The sequence below is a fragment of the Kitasatospora sp. NPDC057936 genome (assembly GCF_042887525.1).
Lineage (GTDB): Bacteria > Actinomycetota > Actinomycetes > Streptomycetales > Streptomycetaceae > Kitasatospora.
The window spans coordinates 39,701-56,461 of the sequence record NZ_JBHVPD010000001.1 but is presented as its reverse complement, the minus strand read 5'-3'; the positions used below and the strand labels follow the sequence as shown (position 1 = coordinate 56,461).

Genomic DNA, 16,761 nt, shown 5'->3' with positions numbered 1-16,761 from the left:
CCACCCTATCCCTCACCCGCTTGGGGCCCCCGCCCCCCCCATCCCCCCGCGGTACCGACACCCCCCCTTTACGCCGTCGGGTGGGGCTGGCCGCCCGGCCCCACCCCCCACTCCTCGCTCGCCTACGAAGTCGCCTGCGAAGTCGCCTACAGGGCGGCCAGGTTGGCGGTCAGGTCGTCCAGGCCCAGGGAGCCCTGGGAGAGGGCGTGCATGTGCCAGGTGCGGAGGTCGAAGGCGGGGCCCAGGCGGTGGCGGGCGGCCTCGCGGCCTTCCAGCCAGGCGCGTTCGCCGAGTTTGTAGCCGATGGCTTGGCCGGGCCAGCCCAGGTAGCGGTCGATCTCGCTGGTGCGGCGCGGGGCCTCGCTGCCGTGGTGGGCGGCCATGAACGCGTCGGCCAGTTCCGGGGTCCAGCGTTCCCCGGCGTGGCTGCTCCAATCGTTGCCGGCCGTCCCCGCGGGGATCGCCAGTCGGAGGTGCATGCCGATGTCGACGATCACCCGGATGATGCGGAGCATCTGCTTGTCGAGGTAGCCGAGGCGGCGCGCGGGGTCGGTGAGGAAGCCGAGTTCGTCCATCAGCCGCTCCGCGTAGAGCGCCCAGCCCTCCTTGTTGGCGCTGACGGCGCCGAGGGTGATCTGGTAGGTGCTCAGGCGGTCGGCGGAGGCGGTCCAGCGGGCCGTCTGGAGGTGGTGGCCGGGGACGCCCTCGTGGTACCAGGTGCTGACGATCTCCCAGGTGGGGAAGGTCCGTTGGCCGAGGGTGGGCAGGTAGGTGCGGCCGGGGCGGGTGAAGTCGAGGCTCGGGCCCGTGTAGTAGGGCGCGCCGGAGCTGCCCGGGGGCGCGATCCTGGCCTCGACGCGCCGCATCGGTCCCGAGATGTCGAAGTGGGTGCCGTCGAGCGCGTCGATCGCCTCGTCGATGATCTGCTGGAGCCAGGCGCGGATGTTCTCCTCGCCCTCGATCGCGTGGCCGTGTTCGTTGAGGTGGTCCATGGTGGCGCGGACGCCGGCGCCGGGGAGGACGCGCTCGGATTCGGCCCGCATCTCGGCGGCCGTCCGGTGGAACTCCTCCCACGCCCACGCGTACGCCTCGGCCGGGTCGAGGTCGGCGCCGTTGGCCCAGCGGGCGGAACGCTGGTAGCGCTCGGGGCCGACGGCGTCCGGGGTGCCGTCGGCGGCGGGCAGGTAGGTGGTGCGGAGCCAGTCGCGGAAGACGTCGACGGCGGCGGTCGCCCGCTCGGCGGCGGTGTCGAGTTCGGCCCGCAGCCCGGCGGGGCCGTCCGCGACGAAGCCGGCGAACCAGCCCGCCCCGCCGTCGGACCGGCCGGTCCAGGCGTCGAGCTGGCCGATGACGGCGCGCGCCTGGCGGGGCGCGCACAGCAGGCCGCGGGTGATGCCCTCGGTGAGGGTGGCGCGGTAACCGTCCAGCGTGCCGGGCAGGTTGCGCAGGCGGCCGGCGACGGCGGCCCAGTGCTCGTCGGTGTCGGTGGGCATCAGGGTGAAGACGCCCCGCACGCGGTGGAGGGGGGAGTTGACGTTGCGCAGCTGGAGGAAGCCGTCGCCGGCGTCGTGCACGGCGAGTTCGGCGGTCAGGCGCTCGCGCAGGAGGCGGGCGCAGTCCCGGTCGGCGGGCTCCTGCGCGCCCGTCTCCTTCTCTGCGGCCTCCTTCTCTGCGGCGTCGAGCACGGCGAGCGTCCGCCGCGAGAGTTCGGCGAGCGCTTCGTGGCCCTCCGGGGAGAGGTCCGGCAGGCGGTCGTCCTCGGGGTGGAGGCCCAATCGGGTGGCGGTGGACGGGTCGAGGGCCGCGACCTGCGCGACGTGGTCGTCGGCGATCCGGCGAGGGGAGTGCGACGTCTCGGGCATCGCCCCATGCTCGCGCACGGGCCCCGCGCTGTCATCGGCGCACTCGGTCGAAGACCGCGGAACACGGCGGAGGACGGCGGAGGGCAGCGGAACACGGCGGAGGACGGCGGAGGACGGCGAAACGCGGCGGACGACGGCGAAACGCGGCGGACGACGGCGGACGCCGCCCCCGGCCGCCTCAGTCGATGAGCGCCTCGGGGTCGTCGGTGGTGTGCATGGCCGCCTCCTCGGCGCTCGCGGCGCCGCCGGAGATGCCCACGTCCTCGGCGATCATGTCGCTGCGCGAGCCGGAGGAGGCGATCAGCCGGCCGGAGCGGACCTCGCCCGCCTCGGTGTCGATCGGCTCGCCGTCCATGCCGTAGGCGTCGCCGATGCCGTCCCAGTCGGGCGCGGCGACGTCCGGCAGCTCCTCCGCCAGGCGTTGCGCCAGGCTCTCGCGGGTGTGCTGCTCCGCCGCCGTGACGCCGTGGCGTTCCACGGCGAGCGGGCGCTCGGGCGGCGCGTAGCCTTCGTCGAGCGCCGATTCGAGGCCGCGGTCGATCAGGGTGTCCTCCGGCTCCAGGGGGCCGATGTCGTCCTGCACCTCCGAGCCGTCGGGCTGGTACACCTGGTCGCCCATCAACGCTTCGTCCGACATCAGGTCCTCCTTCACGGACCACCGACCACCGCGCCGAGCCGTCACCGCCCGTCCGTCGTCACTCCCCCCAGAGTCCCACGCGGCGGCCGGACCCGCAGGGAACGGCGGCCGAGGCGGTGGCAGGCTGGAACCAGGACACCCCAGGACACCCCAGGAACACGTCCCCGAGCCGCACCCGGAGCCGCCCGCATGACCGGCCGCCGCGACGACCTGCACGCCCGGCTCCTGCTCGCCTCCGCCCGTTGGGCCGACCGGGCCGAGCGCTGCGCCGCCTGGACGGGCCGGGGTGTGGAGCGGTGCCGCGCGTGGGCCAGGGAGGGCGCGCGGCGGCCGGGCGAGATGGCGCCGCCGTCGTGGTTCGCCATCGCGCTCCCCTTCGGGACCGGGTGGTACCGCGTCGTCGGGGGCCTGGCCCGGACGTGGTGCCGGGTCGCGCGCCGCTGCTGCTGGATACTGGACCGGGCGCTCGGCAGACGGTCCGACTGACGCGCTTTTCAGGGGGTGGGTCCCGCGCGGCCGCGCCCGGGTAAGGTGGTGGGTCGTGGCCAGTCGTAAAACGTCGATCATGGAAGCAGCCGCGCGGGTGATCGCGCGGCGCGGGGTGCGCGGACTGCGCGTGGAGGAGCTCGCCGCGGAGGCGGGGGTGTCCACGGCGCTGATCTACTACCACTTCAAGGACCGCACCGGGATCCTGCGCCAGACCCTGGAGTTCATCAACGACCGGGCCGAACGCTACACGACCGAACGGGCCGCGGACGCGCCGCCGCTGACGCCGCGCGAGGAGCTGGAGCAGACGCTGCTGCTGGAGCTCCAGGACTCCGTCGAGGTGCGCGAGAACAGCACCGCGTGGGGCGAGCTGCGGGCGAGCGCGGTGTTCGACGAGACGCTCCGCGAGGACCTGGCGCGGGCCACCCGGATCTGGGTGCAGGAGATCGCCGAACTGCTGGGCGCCGTGCGGCCGATGTCGTCGGCGGTGGCGCTGGCCGGCGCCGCCGAGCGGCTGACCGCGCTGCTGGAGGGCCTGAGCGTGCGCTGGCTCAGCGGGAGCCTCCCGCTGGCGCACGCCCGCACGCTCATGGTCGACGCGATCGACGCCGAGGTGGCCCGGCTCGGTTCCTGAGGTCCTGACCGCGCCGAGGGCCCGGCGACGGGCCCGCTGTCGCACTGCGTGCACCACCGTGTCCCTTTGCGTCAGGATTTGCCCAAAGATTTGACTGATTTTTCAGTCAGTGCGAGCCTGAACCCGCAGGCAGGGGTGCTGCCGCCGGCCGCTCCGCGGTGCGCCGGTGCGTTGCGGCGCGAAGAGTGGACCCGGCGGCCCCCGCCCCCTCCCTCGGCACCGTCGCGCGATCTGGAGACCCTCATGAGCCACTACCGTGATGACCGTTCCACCGGGAACTTCCCCTGGGTGCCCGCGGACGACGTGCCGCACGCGCGGACCTGGATGTCCTGGCCGTCCCGGCGGGGCGTGTGGGGCCTGCGCCTGGGCGGGGTGCAGGACGACATCGCGCTGATCGCCCGCACGATCGCCGAGTTCGAGCCCGTGGTCATGTGCGCCCCCGACGACTACACGGCCGGCAAGGCCCGCGCGAAGTGCGGCCCCGCCGTCGAGGTGACCACCGCCATCCCCACCGACGACCTGTGGATGCGCGACATCGCCCCGGTGTTCCGCCGGGACGGCCACGGCGGCCTGGACGCCGTCGTGCTCAACTTCAACGGCTGGGGCAACAAGCAGATCCACGACGACGACGCCCTCGCCGCCGAACGCATCGCCGTGCGCCGCGGCCTGCGCCACACCTACGCGGACTTCGTCGGCGAGGGCGGCGCCGTGGAGACGGACGGCGACGGCACGGTGATGGCGACCGAGAGCAGCCTGGTCAACAAGAACCGCAACCGCGGCATGAGCCGGGACGAGATCGAGGACGCCGTCCTGGACGCCTACGGCGCGGACACGATGATCTGGCTGCCCGGGATCAAGGGCAAGGACATCACCGACGACCACGTCGACGTCACCTCGCGCTTCGTGCGCCCCGGCGTCGTCATGGTGCAGCTGCCACCCGCGGACCGCAACGACGCCTGGGCCAAGGACGCGCGCGAGCAGTTCGCGATCCTCTCCTCCGCCACCGACGCCCGGGGCCGCCGCCTCCAGGTGATCCCCGTGCACGGACCGGACACCGTCCGCTCGCGCAGCTCGAACTTCGTCGACTCCTACCTCAACTTCCACGTCGTCAACGGCGGCGTCATCACCGCCCAGTTCGGGGGCGCCTACAAGGACGCCGCCGCGCGCGAGGCGCTGGCCGCGGCGTTCCCCGGCCGCGAGGTGGTGCAGATCGACGTCGACCGCCTGATGACCGGCGGCGGCGGCATCCACTGCTCGACCATGCACGAGCCCCTGCCGTAGCCCTCCGCCCCAGCCCCGCTCGACCGCCCGTACGGAAGAACCGACCCCAGCCGGAGATCACGCATGCCCACCGACCTGTCCCGCCGCATCCTCCTGCGCTCCCTCGCCGGTGCGGGCGTCCTCGCCCTCGGCCTGACCGCCTGTTCGGACCTCGACGACCCCGACGGCACCGGTGGCACCGGTGGCTCCGGTGGCACCGGCGGCGGCGCCAACCCCGGGGACGGCTCCTCCCCCACGCAGCAGCCGGGCGGCGGCACCGGCGCCCGCCGCTTCGGCGCCGAGTGGGACAAGCACGTCCGCACGGTGATGTCCTGGCCCGCGTCCGAGAACGTGTGGGGCGACCAGCTCCCGGACGTCCGCCGGGACGTCGCCGGTCTCGCCCAGGCGATCGCGGCCCGCGAGCCGGTCGTCCTGATGGCCCGCCCCGAGCAGAAGGAGGCCGCGCAGAAGGCCTGCGGCCCGGCCGTCGAGGTCGTGCCGATCCCCGTCGACGACCTGTGGGCCCGCGACACCCTGCCGGTGTTCGTCGAGGAGGGCGGCAAGGTCAAGGGCGTCGACTTCAACTTCAACGGCTGGGGCGGCAAGCAGCAGCGCGGCAACGACTCCAAGGTCGCCCGCACCGTCCTCGCCAAGTACGGCGTCGAGCGGATCGAGACCCGCCTGGTGGCCGAGGGCGGCTCGTTCGAGACCGACGGGCAGGGCACGCTGCTCGTCACCGAGAGCTCGGTCGTCAACGACAACCGCAACCCGGGCATGAGCCGCGACCAGGTCGAGGCGGAGCTCAAGAAGGTCCTCGGCGTGACGAAGGTGATCTGGCTGGCCGGCGTCAAGGGCAAGGACATCACCGACGCCCACGTCGACTGCCTGGCCCGCTTCGTCGCCCCGGGCGTGGTCCTGCTCGACCAGGCCTTCCCCGGCAGCCCGCCGGACGTGTGGTCCCGCTCGGCCGACCAGGCGCGCACGGTCCTCGCCCAGGCGACCGACGCGACCGGGAAGAAGCTCACCGTCGTGGAGCTCCAGCAGCCCGACCCGGACAAGATCACCGGGCGCGGCGACGCCTTCGTCTCCTCGTACATGAACTTCTACGTCGGCTCGAAGGGCGTCTACCTGCCCAGGTTCGGCGACGGCCGGGCCGACGACCGCGCCCAGCAGACCATGAAGCAGTACTTCCCCGGCCGCGAGATCGTCCCCGTGAAGATCGACGCGATCGCCGCGGGCGGCGGCGGCATCCACTGCGCCACGCACGACATCCCCGCCGTCGGCTGACCCGACCGGTGTCCTTCCCCACCGATCGGCGTCCGCGGGCCGGCGCCGCGCACACGTCCTCGCACACGTGCGCGCACACGTCCGCGCACACGTCCGCGCGCGTGGACGTCGTCCCCGCCGTCCGGCAGGCCCCGGCCGGCGTTCCGGCGGGATCGCTGACCGTCCGGCTGCCCGAGCGGCTGCCGCCGGTCGCCGTCGCCCGGGGCCCGCTGGACGACCTGCTGACGGCGCTGGTGCGGACGGCTCTCGGCCGCACGCCGCCGGGGGTGCGCGTGCTGGTGCGGGCGGACGCCGTCCCCGGCCGGGGCGGCTCGGACGCGGTCCGCGTGACGGTGGCGGACCGGGGGCCGACGGTGGCCGGCGAGGCGAAGCACCGGCTGGTCTCGCGGCTGCCGCCGGCCGACGGCGGCCGGCTCACCTGCGAGGACAATCCCGCCGGCGGCCTGGTCCTCGTCCTCACCCTGCCGGCGGCCCGCCGGTGACGCCGTCGGCGTGCACAGCGCCCGAGCCCGCCCTCACGTCCCGGGGGCGGGCTCGGTGCTCCCGGCCTCCGCGCGCTTGCGGTGCTCGACCCGGGTGCCCGCGACGACGGTGACGGTCAGGCTCGCCGCGATGATCCCCTCGGCCCAGAAGAAGGCGACGTAGTCGATGAGCGAGCCGATCGGCGGGGAGCCGGGGGCGGCGTTGCGCATGCCGATCAGGGCGAAGAGCGTCGCCGCCATCCAGCCGAGCGACGGCCAGACCAGGCCCTGCCCGCCGCGGTAGAGCACCTCGGCCCCGGCCATGACGGCCAGGGCGAGGGCCCACATCGCGGCGATCATGAACCAGGCGAGGATGAAGGTGCTGCGCGCCCGGCTGACCCGGCCCGCCAGCTCGGCCGCCCCGGCACCGAACGGGGTGCTGGTGGGGCGGACGAAGAAGAACGGGTCGGCGTCCACGAACACGACGCCGACGGGCACGGCGCCGGTGCCGTCCGAGGCCGAGAAGGCCAGCGAGAAGTGGTACCGGTCGAACGGGTAGTCGCTCTCCGTGCCGTCGTACAGGTTGGCCTGCACGGGCTGGGGCGGCGCCTCCTCGCCGGGGGTGGCCCGCAGGTCGGTCCTGGTGGTGGAGCGGACGGTGATGTCGATCTGGCGGCTGAAGGCGGACGACTCCGGTCCCTGCGCGAGGCCGCCGTGCGGGACGGGCGAGACGTAGAGGGTGAGTTGGCCGGTGCCCGGGTCGATGTCCTGGGAGGTGACGTCGAGTTCGACCCAGTCGCCAGCGGTGGGCAGGGCGAGTTCGTGGGTCTGCTGACGGGTGTTGCGCTCGTTGAGGTAGAGGGCGATGCCGGCCGAGCACAGGACGGCGAGGATCAGCAGGACGACGGCGAAGCGGTTGCCGCGCAGCCGGGCCGGGAGCCTCACGACGGGGAGGCGCCGGTGGTGGCGGGCTGCTGCTGGGTGGCGCAGTGGATGCCCCCGCCGCCGCCCGCGATGTGGTTGATGGAGATCTGGGTGACCTTGCGCCCCGGGTGGAGCTCGCCGATGATCCGGGCCGCGTTGTCGTCGGCGCTCTGGTCGCCGAAGCGCGGCACGATCACGCCGCCGTTGCACACGTAGTAGTTGATGTAGGTGGCGAGGAAGTTCTTGCCCGCGCCCTGGATCAGGTCGAAGTTGGGCTCGGGGAGTTCGACCACCTTCAGGCTCCGCCCCTTCGCGTCGGTCGAGGACTTGAGCACCTGAAGGGCCTGGTCGGAGGCCGTGCTCCAGATGTCCGGCGGGGTGTCGGCGGCCGGGCGGTGCAGGACGACGGTGCCGGGCTCGGCGAAGCGGGCGAGGGCGTCGACGTGGCAGTCGGTGATGTCCTGGCCCGCGACGCCCTTGAACCACAGCACCTTCTGCACGCCGAGCAGGTCCTTGAAGCTCGCCTCGATCTGGTCGCGGCTCTTGCCGGGGTTGCGGTTGTCGTTGACCCACGAGCTCTCGGTGGCCATCAGGGTGCCCTCGCCGTCCACCTCGATGGCGCCGCCCTCCCCCGTGATCGGGGCCTGGACGCGGGTGATGCCGTAGTGGGCGAGGAGGTTGCGGGCGACCTGGCCGTCGTTGGCGTGCGTCTGCTTGTTCCCCCAGCCGTTGAAGTCGAAGTCGACCCCCGCCAGGCCCTGCGGGCCGGTGACGAAGGTCGGGCCGGTGTCCCGCGCCCACAGGTCGTCGACCATCAGCTCGATCACCTCGACCGAGGAGCCGCACGCCTGCCGGGCCTGGTCGGCCTGGTCGGGGCGGGCCATCAGCACCACCGGTTCGAAGCCCGCGATGGCCCGGGCCAGCCCGGCGATGTCCTGGCGGACGCCCGGGAGCTGGTCGCCCCACACCTCCTCCAGGGCCGGCCAGGCCATGAACGTGCGGGTGTGCGGGCCCGACTCGGCGGGCATCGCCCAGCCGCCCGACGCCGCCGGACCGCTCGCCGCACCGGAGGCCGGGGCGCCCGACGGGCCGCCGGACGGCGCCGGGCCGGACGGTTCGTCCCCGCCGCCGGAGGAGCAGGCGTCGGTGAGGGCCAGTGCGGCGAGCGCCGCCCCCGAGCGCAGGAGCGAGCGACGGGACGGCCGGGGGTGAGCCATGGGGCCTCGTTCGGGTAGGTGCCTGGGGTACCTGGCGTACGGACCAGCACGCTACTGAAGGAACGGTCAGGATCCGGTCCGACAGGCATCCGCCATCCGGGCGAAACGGCCGGTGGCCGCTCCGGCCCGGCGGGATCCGGAGCGGCCACGCTTTCGGCGGGCCCGGCGCCCGGCCCCACAGCCACCGGCGCCCGGCCCCACGGCGACCGGCGCCCGCCCTACAGCGCCCGGCGGGCGGCGGCGATCCCGTCCGGGTCCCAGCCGGGCCGCGGCACGGACTCCAGCAGGAGCCGGGTGTACGGGTGCCGCGGCCCGTCGAGCACCTCGGTGGTGCGGCCGGCCTCGACGATCCGTCCGTGCCGCATGACGACGACGTCGTCGGTGACGCACCGCACCACGCCGAGGTCGTGGGTGATGAACAGGTAGCCGATGCCGGTCCGTTCGCGGATGTCGGCGAGCAGGTTGAGCACCTGGGCCTGCACCGAGACGTCCAGCGCGGCGACCGCCTCGTCCAGCACCATGACGGCCGGCTCGACCGCCAGCGCCCGTGCGATGGCGACGCGTTGGCGCTGGCCGCCGGAGAGCTGGCGCGGCAGCGCGTCCGCCGCCCTCGTGCCGAGGCCGACCTGGTCGAGCAGTTCCCTGATCCGGGCCGCGTGGTCCGTGCCCGGGAAGTGCAGCCGCAGGGTCTCCCGGAGGACGGCCTCGACGCTGGTGCGGGGATCCAGGGAGAGGTACGGGTCCTGGAAGACCATCTGGACCTCGCGGGCGCGCGCCAGCCGTTCGGCCCTGCCCCGCACGCGGCCGGTCCGGGCCCGGCCGTTCACCAGCACCTCGCCCCCGTCGGCCCGGTCGAGGCCGACGACGATGCGGGCGGTGGTGGTCTTGCCGGAGCCGGACTCGCCGACGATGCCCAGCGATCCGCCGGCCGGGAGGGTGAACGACACGTCGTCGACGGCCTTCACGCTGCCGAAGGCGCGGCACAGGCCGGTGACGTGCAGCACGGGCTCAGGCATCGGTGCGGCTCCTGTCGAGCGGGTGATGGCAGGCCGCGGACTGCTCGCCGTGCGCCTCGGGCACCTGCTCCCGGCACACGTCGGTCGCGTACCGGCAGCGCGCGGCGAACGCGCAGCCCGTCAACTCCTGCCGCAGGTCCGGCGGTTGGCCGTCGATGGCGGCGAGGCGGCCCGGCGGGGTGTCCAGGCGCGGCGTGGAGGCGAGGAGCGCGGCCGTGTACGGGTGGCGCGGGTGGTCGAACAGGGCCCGGGCGGGCCCGGTCTCGGCGATCCGCCCGGCGTACATGACGTAGACCCGGTCGCTGATCGCGGCGGCCAGCCCGAGGTCGTGGGTGACGAACAGCAGGCCGGTGCCGAAGCGTTCGCGCAGCCGGCCGAGCAGGGCGATGACCTCGGCCTGGCTGGTGACGTCGAGCGCGGTGGTGGGCTCGTCGGCGAGCAGCAGGATCGGGTCGCCCATGAGGGCGGCGGCGATCATGACGCGCTGGAGCATGCCGCCGGAGAGCTGGCCGGGGTGGCGGCGCAGCAGTTCGGGGCCGAGGCCGACGGCGTCGAGGAGCTCGGCGGCCCGGTGCCGCGCGTCCGCCCGGCCCATCGTGCCGGTGAGGGTGACGCTCTCGGTGAGGAAGTCGCCGATGCGCCGCAGCGGATTGATGGCCGCGCGGGGGTCCTGGAAGATCATCGCGGCCTTGCCGGTGCGCAGGGCGCGCAGCCGGGCGGCGTCCATGGTCAGGACGTCCTCGCCGTCGACGAGGACCTCGCCCTCGGCGGCGGCGCCGGGCGGCAGCAGGCCGAGGGCGGTGCGCGAGGTGAGCGTCTTGCCGGAGCCGGACTCGCCGACCAGGGCGACGGTCTCGCCGCGCCCGACGGTGAGGTCGACGCCGTCGAGCACGGGCCGTGCGGTGCCGGGCAGTCGCAGCCGCAGTCCGCGGATGTCGAGGGCGTTCACGGGGTCCTCCGGGCGACCCGGTCGGCCCAGCGCTCGCCGACGACGTTGAAGGCGACGACGGTGAGCACGATGAACGCGCAGGGCAGGACCGCGGAGAGCGGGTAGCCGTGCTGGATCGCGGTCTGGCCGTCGAAGACCATGCGGCCCCAGTCGGGGGTGAGGGCGGGGACGCCGAGTCCGAGGAAGGAGAGGCCGGCGAGGTCCATGAGGGCGTATCCGAAGTTGATGGTGGACTGGGCGAGGACGATCGGCGCGATGTTGGGCAGGACGTGCCGCAGGCAGATCTGCCACGCGGAGTGTCCCTGGACCGTGTACGCGGAGACGTACGGGCGTTCGCGCTCGGCCAGCACCAGTGAGCGGGTGAGGCGGGAGACGTACGGCAGGTAGGCGATCGCGAGGGCGATGACGGGGGCGAGCAGGCCCTCCCCGTAGACCGAGACGATCAGGATCGCGAGCAGCATCCCGGGGAAGGCGAAGACGAGTTCGGTGCTGCGGGACAGGACGGAGTCGAGCCAGCCTCCGCGCCAGCCGGCGACGATGCCGACCGCCACGCCGGCGACGGTGGAGAAGACGACGACGCCGAGCGGGCCGAGCAGCGAGGTGCGGGCGCCGAGCAGGAGCCGGGCGAGGGTGTCGCGGCCGGCGGCGTCGACCCCGAGCAGGTGGTCCGGGGCGGGTCCGGCGAGGGCGGCGGACAGGTCGACGGCGTTCGGGTCGTACGGCGCGAGCCACGGCGCGAGCAGCGCGGCGAGCACCACGAGGACGACGAAGCCGAGGCACACCGCGTACAGCGGCGCGCGGGCGGCCTTGACCCGGCCGAGGCCGGGGCGGCGGGTGAGGCCAGACCGTTGGGTGAGACCGGTACTCATGCGTCGGACCTCCTCGAACCGAGCGTGACCCGGGGATCGACCAGCGGGTGGAGCAGGTCGACGACCAGGTTCACGGCCATGAACAGGGCGACGATGATCAGCGAGATGGCCTGGACGGTCGGGAAGTCCTTGGTGGTGGTGGACAGTTCGAGGAGCTGCCCGATGCCGCCGATGCTGAACGCGGACTCCACGAGGATCGTGCAGACCAGCAGGGTGGAGACGATCAGCCCGCCGGTGGTCAGCACGGTGCCGAGCGAGTTGCGGAACACGTGCCGGCGGACCACCTCGCGCTCGGGCACGCCGCGGCTGCGGGCCACGGTGACGTGCTCGCCCTCCAGGGCGTCCAGCATCGCCGAGCGCGTGACCCGGGCGAGCATGCCGATGAGGTACAGCGCGAGGGCGATCGCGGGCAGTGTGAGGTGCCAGAGCATGTCGCCGATGCCGTCCCCCGCGCCGCTGGTGGGGAACCAGCCCAGCTTCACCGCGAACAGGCCCTGCAGCAGGACCGCCGCGACGAAGGACGGCGTGCCGACGGCGAGCGTGGTGGACACCAGGATCGCGGAGTCCGTCGCGCCGCCGCGCACCGCGCCGGCCCAGCCGAGCGCCACGCCGATGACGGCGACCACCAGCAGGGCCATCGCGACGAGCAGCAGCGTCGCGGGCAGCCGGTCGGCGAGCAGCTTCGACACGTCCGTGCGGTAGGTGATGGAGCGCCCGAAGTCGCCCTGGAGCACCTGGCCGAGCCAGCGGAAGTACCGCACCAGGAAGGGGTCGTCGAGGTGGTACTGCTCGTTGATCGCCTGGAGCGCGGCCGGCGAGGCGGACCGGCCCGACAGGAGGAAGCTGGCCGGGCTGCCCGGCGCCAGGTACATCGCGCCGAAGACCACGAAGGAGGCGCCGAGCAGGGTGACGGCCATCTCCACCAGCCGCCGGGCGGCGAACCTGAGGAAGGCCGCCGCACCGGGGAGTCGTGCTGTGCCGGAGGAGCTCTCCGAGCGGGAAGGGGTCACTGGGCGGCCCCCACGTCGGCCGCCCACGGGTAGTACATGTACGAGATCGTGGTCGGGGCGCCGGTGATCCGCTTGTTGAGGAAGACGGCGGTCGGCCACTCGGCGACCGGGATCCACAGGAGCTGCTCGGAGGCCGTCTTCTGGAGCTGCGCCTCGATCGCGGCGCGCTTGGCCGGGTCGTACTCGGCCGTGGCGCGGTCGACCAGGTCGTCGTAGGCCTTGTCGCCGTAGCCGGCGAAGTTCTGGTACGCGCCGGTCTTGAAGTTGGTGAGCAGGTCGAGCGGGTCGGTGATCGAGTCGTAGTACGTCTCGGGGAACATGTCGATGCCCTCGCGGGCCTTCGGGTCGGTGAACAGCGCGGTGAAGGCGTTCGGGGCGATCGTCTTCAGCTGGATGTCCAGGCCGATCCGCGCGCCGGCGGCCTGGACGGCGGTGGCGAGCAGGGAGACGTCCTGGCCGATCGTGCTGGTGGCCATGACGAGCGTCTTGCCGTTCGCACCCGCCTCCTTGACCAGGGACTTGGCCTGCTCGATGTCCTGGGCGGTGGGCGTGAGACCCTCGAAAGCCGCCTTGCGGACGTCGTCCGGGGCCGTGGCCCACGCCGCCCTGGTGGTGAGCGAGCCGGTGACGCTGCCGGAGCCGCCGAGGCCGGTGCGGACGAAGCCGCCGCGGTCGAGCGCGAGGGACAGCGCCTTGCGCACGCGGACGTCGCCGAGGGCGCCCTGCATGCTCGTGACGTTGACGTTGACGGTGCTCAGGCCCTCGCCGAAGTACAGCGTGCCGGCGCCGCTCTTCTTCAGCCGGTCGTAGCTCTCGGTGGGGATCAGGTAGCCGCCGTCGACGTCGCCGCTGAGCATCGCGTTGGTGCGGGCGGAGGGGTCGGTGAGGAAGCTGAACACCACCTTCCCGGACTTCGCCTTCGTACCCCAGTAGCCGTCGAAGCGCTGGAGCTCGATCGACTGCCCCTTGGCCCAGGTGCCCATCGTGAACGGGCCGGTGCAGTCCAGGCTGCCGGTGGTGCCGTAGTCCTTGCCCGCCGCCTCCACGCCCGCCTTGGCCGCGACGACGCCCGCCGCCGTGGCCATGTACTGGGGGAACTGGGAGTCCGGCTGCTTGAGCTTGACGGTGACCTGGAGCGGCCCGGTCTTCGTGACGGAGTCGACGTTCTGGAACACCTGCGCCCACGCCGACGCGTTGTCCGGGTTCGTCTGACGGCCCAGGCTGTAGACGACGTCGTCGGCGGTCATCACCGTGCCGTCGTGGAAGTGCACGCCGGAGCGCAGGTCGTAGACCCACGTGGTGGGGTCGGGGTTGGACGCCTTCTCCGCCAGGCCGGGGGCCAGGGTGAGCTGGGGCGTCCAGCGCATCAGGCTCTCGCAGACGTTCGCGAGGATCGTGTTCTGCGGGTAGTCGAAGGCCTGGACGTAGTCCAGCGTGGGCGGCTCGGCGTAGGTCGCCCAGGTGAAGGACTGGATCTCGCCCTTGGCCGGCGGGGTGGAGGCGGACAGCTGGAAGCCCGCCTGGTCGGAGGTGCCGCCGCGGGGCGGGCCGGAGCAGGCGGCGACGAGGGCCGCGGCCGAGAGCAGGGCGGTGCCGGCGAGGGCGAGCCGGCCGCGCGGGGTGGCGCCGGCTCGTCTCGCGGGTGTGGGGGTCATGAGGGTTCTACGTCCGTTCGGTCCGGGGAGAGGGATGCGGTCCGTGGGATCCGGGAAGGGTACGCGGTGTCCGGATGTACCGGTCAGGCGCGGGATGCACCGGTCAGGCGCGGGCGGCCGGCACCTGCTGCGTGATGCAGTGGATGCCGCCGCCGCCCCACGCGATCACCCGCGAGCGGACGCCGACGACCTTGCGGCCCGGGTGCGCCGCGGCGAGGACGGCGAGCGCGCCCTCGTCCTCGGGGTGGCCGGCGACCGGCACGACGACGGCGCCGTTGGCCAGGTAGTAGTTGAGGTAGCCGACCTCGACCTCCCGGCCGTCGACCTCGACGAACGCGGCCTGCGGGACGTCGACGATCTCGAAGGGCCGGCCCTGCGCGTCGGTCGAGTGCTCCAGCACGGCGCGGTTGGCGCGCATCCGGGCGTAATCGGGGTGCTCCGGGTCGGCCGGGAGCTGCACGACCACCCGGCCGGGGGCGGCGAACGCGCAGACGCCGTCCACGTGCCCGTCGGTCTCGGTGTCCAGCAGGCCGCCGTACGGCAGCCAGATCACCTTGGTGACGCCGAGGCGCGCCTTGAGCTCCGCCTCGATCTCCTCGCGGCTCATGCCGGGGTTGCGGTTGGGGTGCAGGAGGCACTGCTCGGTGGTGATGAGCGTGCCCTCGCCGTCGACGGTGATCGCGCCGCCTTCGAGGATCATCTCGGAGCGGACCGCAGGGACGCCGAGGTGCTCCAGCAGCAGGCCGCTGACCCGGTCGTCCGCGTCCCAGGGGTGGTGCTTGCGGCCCCAGGCGTTGAAGCGGAAGTCCACGCCGGCGCGGCGGCCCTCGGCGTCGAGGACGAAGATCGGGGCCGAGTCGCGGAACCACGAGTCGTCCATGGGCAGTTCGACGACGGTGACGCCCTCGCCGCACATCGCGCGCGCCTCGTCGCCGTGGCCGGGCGGGGCCGCCATCGTCACCGGCTCGAACTGCGCGATGGTGCGGGCGACTTCGGCGTACTCGCGCTTCACCTCGGCGAGCGTGTCACCCCAGAGGTCGAGGCGCACGGGCCAGGCCATCAGGCAGCCCTCGTGGTCGGTCCACTCGGCGGGCATTCGGTACGTCACGGGGAACCTCGTTCCGGTCGGACGGCTGGGGGTGGTGGGAATGGCCGGGCGTGTTCGGCATGGCCTGGCGTGTTCGGCATGGCCGGGTGGTGGGCCCTGGCGGCCCGCCCTCCGTGGGGTCGTGGGCGAGCCGCCAGGGGGTCTCAGGCCGCGGGCGGCCGGGTGGGCTGCGACTGGGTGGCGCAGTGGATCCCGCCGCCGCCGCCGGCGATGGCGTCGATGTTCAGCTGCACGACGTCGCGGCCGGGGAACGCGGCCTGGAGGATCGCGTGGGCGGTCGCGTCGGCGTAGGAGTCGCCGAACTGGGGCACGAACACGGCCCCGTTGGCGGTGTAGAAGTTGGTGTAGCTGGAGAGGAAGTCCTTCCCGGTGCCGCGGATCAGGCTGCGGTCAGGGCCGGGGAGTTCGGTGACGGTCAGCGCGCGGCCCTGGGCGTCGGTGGCGCTCTGCAGCACCTGCTTGGCCTGCTGGTAGACGTCGATCCAGATCCGGTCCGTACCCGGTCCCGGCTTGTCGAGGATCACCTGGCCGGGCGCGGTGAAGCGGGCCATGCAGTCGACGTGGTCGTCGGTGATGTCCTGGCCGGCCAGGCCGGCGAGCCAGATCACCTTGTCCAGTCCGAGCGAGGACTTCAGGGCCTGCTCGACCTGGTCCTGGCTCATGCCGGGGTTGCGGTTGGGGTTGACCAGCGAACTGACGGTGGCCAGCAGGGTGCCCTGGCCGTCCGTTTCCAGCGCGCCGCCCTCGCCGACGAAGGGCGCCCGGACGCGGTCGACGCCGTATTCGGCGAGCAGGGCGGCGGCGACGGCGGCGTCCTCCGTCCAGCGCTGGTAGTAGGACGTGCCCGTCTTACCCCATCCGTTGAAATTGGTGTCGATGCCGGCGACGGCCCCGGGCGCGACGACGAAGGTGGGTCCGAAGTCGCGGATCCAGAGGTCGTCGTTGGCGATCTCCACAACGGTGATGGGGTAGTAGGCGCCGCCGCCGAGCCAGTACCGCGCGTCGGCGGCCTGACCGGGCCGGGCGACGACCACGACCGGTTCGTAGCGGGAGATCGCGTAGGCGACGCGGGCGATGCTGTCGCGGACGGCCGAGAGCTGGTTTCCCCAGATCGACGACAGGGCCGGCCAGGCCATGAAGGTGCGGTCGTGCCGGTCGGTCTCCGCGGGCATCCGCAGCCTGGGGGTGACGGCGGCGGTGCTGTCGGGGGCGGTATCGGAATCGAAGTCCGCCCCGGCCGCGTGGGCCGCGGCCGGTAGGGCCGCGCCGAGCGCGACGAGGGGCAGGGCCGCCGCGCCGTACTGGAGCAGACGGCGTCTTGAGGGCGTGGGGATGGTCATGCAGCACTCCCTGGAAGAGGTGGGAGGTGTGGGGGTTGCCCCGCAT

At 73.5% G+C, this 16,761-nt stretch carries 16 protein-coding genes; 5 read left to right on the top strand and 11 right to left on the bottom strand.

Going from position 1 to position 16,761, the window contains the following annotated elements:
• Positions 1-146 precede the first annotated feature (146 nt).
• Complete coding sequence (locus tag ACFVU9_RS00255) at positions 147-1,862, bottom strand: DUF885 domain-containing protein (protein WP_387588479.1); 1,716 nt, start codon at positions 1,860-1,862, stop codon at positions 147-149.
• A gap of 178 nt (positions 1,863-2,040) precedes the next feature.
• Positions 2,041-2,499 carry a DUF5709 domain-containing protein gene (locus ACFVU9_RS00250; protein ID WP_387588477.1) on the bottom strand — a complete coding sequence of 153 codons (459 nt, stop codon included), beginning with the start codon at positions 2,497-2,499 and terminating at the stop codon, positions 2,041-2,043.
• 189 nt (positions 2,500-2,688) lie between these two features.
• Between ACFVU9_RS00250 and ACFVU9_RS00245 the strand changes: the two genes are divergently transcribed.
• The 5 genes from ACFVU9_RS00245 to ACFVU9_RS00225 all read left to right on the top strand — a co-directional run bounded on the left by ACFVU9_RS00245 (position 2,689) and on the right by ACFVU9_RS00225 (position 6,648).
• Entirely contained in the window at positions 2,689-2,985 is a 297-nt protein-coding gene (locus ACFVU9_RS00245; protein WP_387588475.1) for a hypothetical protein, read from the top strand.
• Between the two features lie 79 nt (positions 2,986-3,064).
• A complete protein-coding gene (locus ACFVU9_RS00240) occupies positions 3,065-3,619 on the top strand; it encodes a TetR/AcrR family transcriptional regulator (protein WP_380500670.1) in 555 nt (184 codons plus the stop codon).
• A 243-nt stretch (positions 3,620-3,862) separates the two neighbouring features.
• Entirely contained in the window at positions 3,863-4,900 is a 1,038-nt protein-coding gene (locus ACFVU9_RS00235) for an agmatine/peptidylarginine deiminase (RefSeq protein ID WP_387588473.1), read from the top strand.
• Between the two features lie 63 nt (positions 4,901-4,963).
• On the top strand, positions 4,964-6,166 hold the full coding sequence (locus ACFVU9_RS00230) for an agmatine/peptidylarginine deiminase (protein WP_387588471.1): 1,203 nt from the start codon (positions 4,964-4,966) through the stop codon (positions 6,164-6,166).
• A gap of 101 nt (positions 6,167-6,267) precedes the next feature.
• A complete protein-coding gene (locus ACFVU9_RS00225) occupies positions 6,268-6,648 on the top strand; it encodes a hypothetical protein (protein ID WP_387588469.1) in 381 nt (126 codons plus the stop codon).
• 33 nt (positions 6,649-6,681) lie between these two features.
• On the opposite strand, the gene ACFVU9_RS00220 is transcribed toward ACFVU9_RS00225, so the two are convergent.
• The 9 genes from ACFVU9_RS00220 to ACFVU9_RS00180 form a co-directional block, all read right to left on the bottom strand.
• Complete coding sequence (locus ACFVU9_RS00220; RefSeq protein ID WP_387588467.1) at positions 6,682-7,572, bottom strand: DUF4436 family protein; 891 nt, start codon at positions 7,570-7,572, stop codon at positions 6,682-6,684.
• Positions 7,569-8,768 (bottom strand): agmatine deiminase family protein, encoded by a 1,200-nt coding sequence (locus tag ACFVU9_RS00215; RefSeq protein ID WP_380500674.1) that lies wholly within the window; start codon positions 8,766-8,768, stop codon positions 7,569-7,571. Before ACFVU9_RS00215 ends, ACFVU9_RS00220 begins: the two co-directional genes overlap by 4 nt.
• A gap of 218 nt (positions 8,769-8,986) precedes the next feature.
• Complete coding sequence (locus tag ACFVU9_RS00210) at positions 8,987-9,784, bottom strand: ABC transporter ATP-binding protein (protein ID WP_387588465.1); 798 nt, start codon at positions 9,782-9,784, stop codon at positions 8,987-8,989.
• Entirely contained in the window at positions 9,777-10,733 is a 957-nt protein-coding gene (locus ACFVU9_RS00205; RefSeq protein ID WP_380437099.1) for an ABC transporter ATP-binding protein, read from the bottom strand. The genes ACFVU9_RS00210 and ACFVU9_RS00205 overlap by 8 nt, the downstream gene beginning before the upstream one ends.
• On the bottom strand, positions 10,730-11,602 hold the full coding sequence (locus ACFVU9_RS00200; RefSeq protein ID WP_387588463.1) for an ABC transporter permease: 873 nt from the start codon (positions 11,600-11,602) through the stop codon (positions 10,730-10,732). The genes ACFVU9_RS00205 and ACFVU9_RS00200 overlap by 4 nt, the downstream gene beginning before the upstream one ends.
• Positions 11,599-12,612, bottom strand: coding sequence for an ABC transporter permease (locus ACFVU9_RS00195; protein WP_387588461.1), 1,014 nt, complete (start codon positions 12,610-12,612; stop codon positions 11,599-11,601). The genes ACFVU9_RS00200 and ACFVU9_RS00195 overlap by 4 nt, the downstream gene beginning before the upstream one ends.
• Complete coding sequence (locus ACFVU9_RS00190) at positions 12,609-14,267, bottom strand: ABC transporter substrate-binding protein (RefSeq protein ID WP_380492259.1); 1,659 nt, start codon at positions 14,265-14,267, stop codon at positions 12,609-12,611. The genes ACFVU9_RS00195 and ACFVU9_RS00190 overlap by 4 nt, the downstream gene beginning before the upstream one ends.
• A 103-nt stretch (positions 14,268-14,370) precedes the next feature.
• Positions 14,371-15,375 carry an agmatine/peptidylarginine deiminase gene (locus ACFVU9_RS00185; RefSeq protein WP_387588459.1) on the bottom strand — a complete coding sequence of 335 codons (1,005 nt, stop codon included), beginning with the start codon at positions 15,373-15,375 and terminating at the stop codon, positions 14,371-14,373.
• Positions 15,376-15,518: 143 nt separating this feature from the next.
• On the bottom strand, positions 15,519-16,715 hold the full coding sequence (locus tag ACFVU9_RS00180; RefSeq protein ID WP_387588457.1) for an agmatine deiminase family protein: 1,197 nt from the start codon (positions 16,713-16,715) through the stop codon (positions 15,519-15,521).
• Positions 16,716-16,761 lie beyond the last annotated feature (46 nt).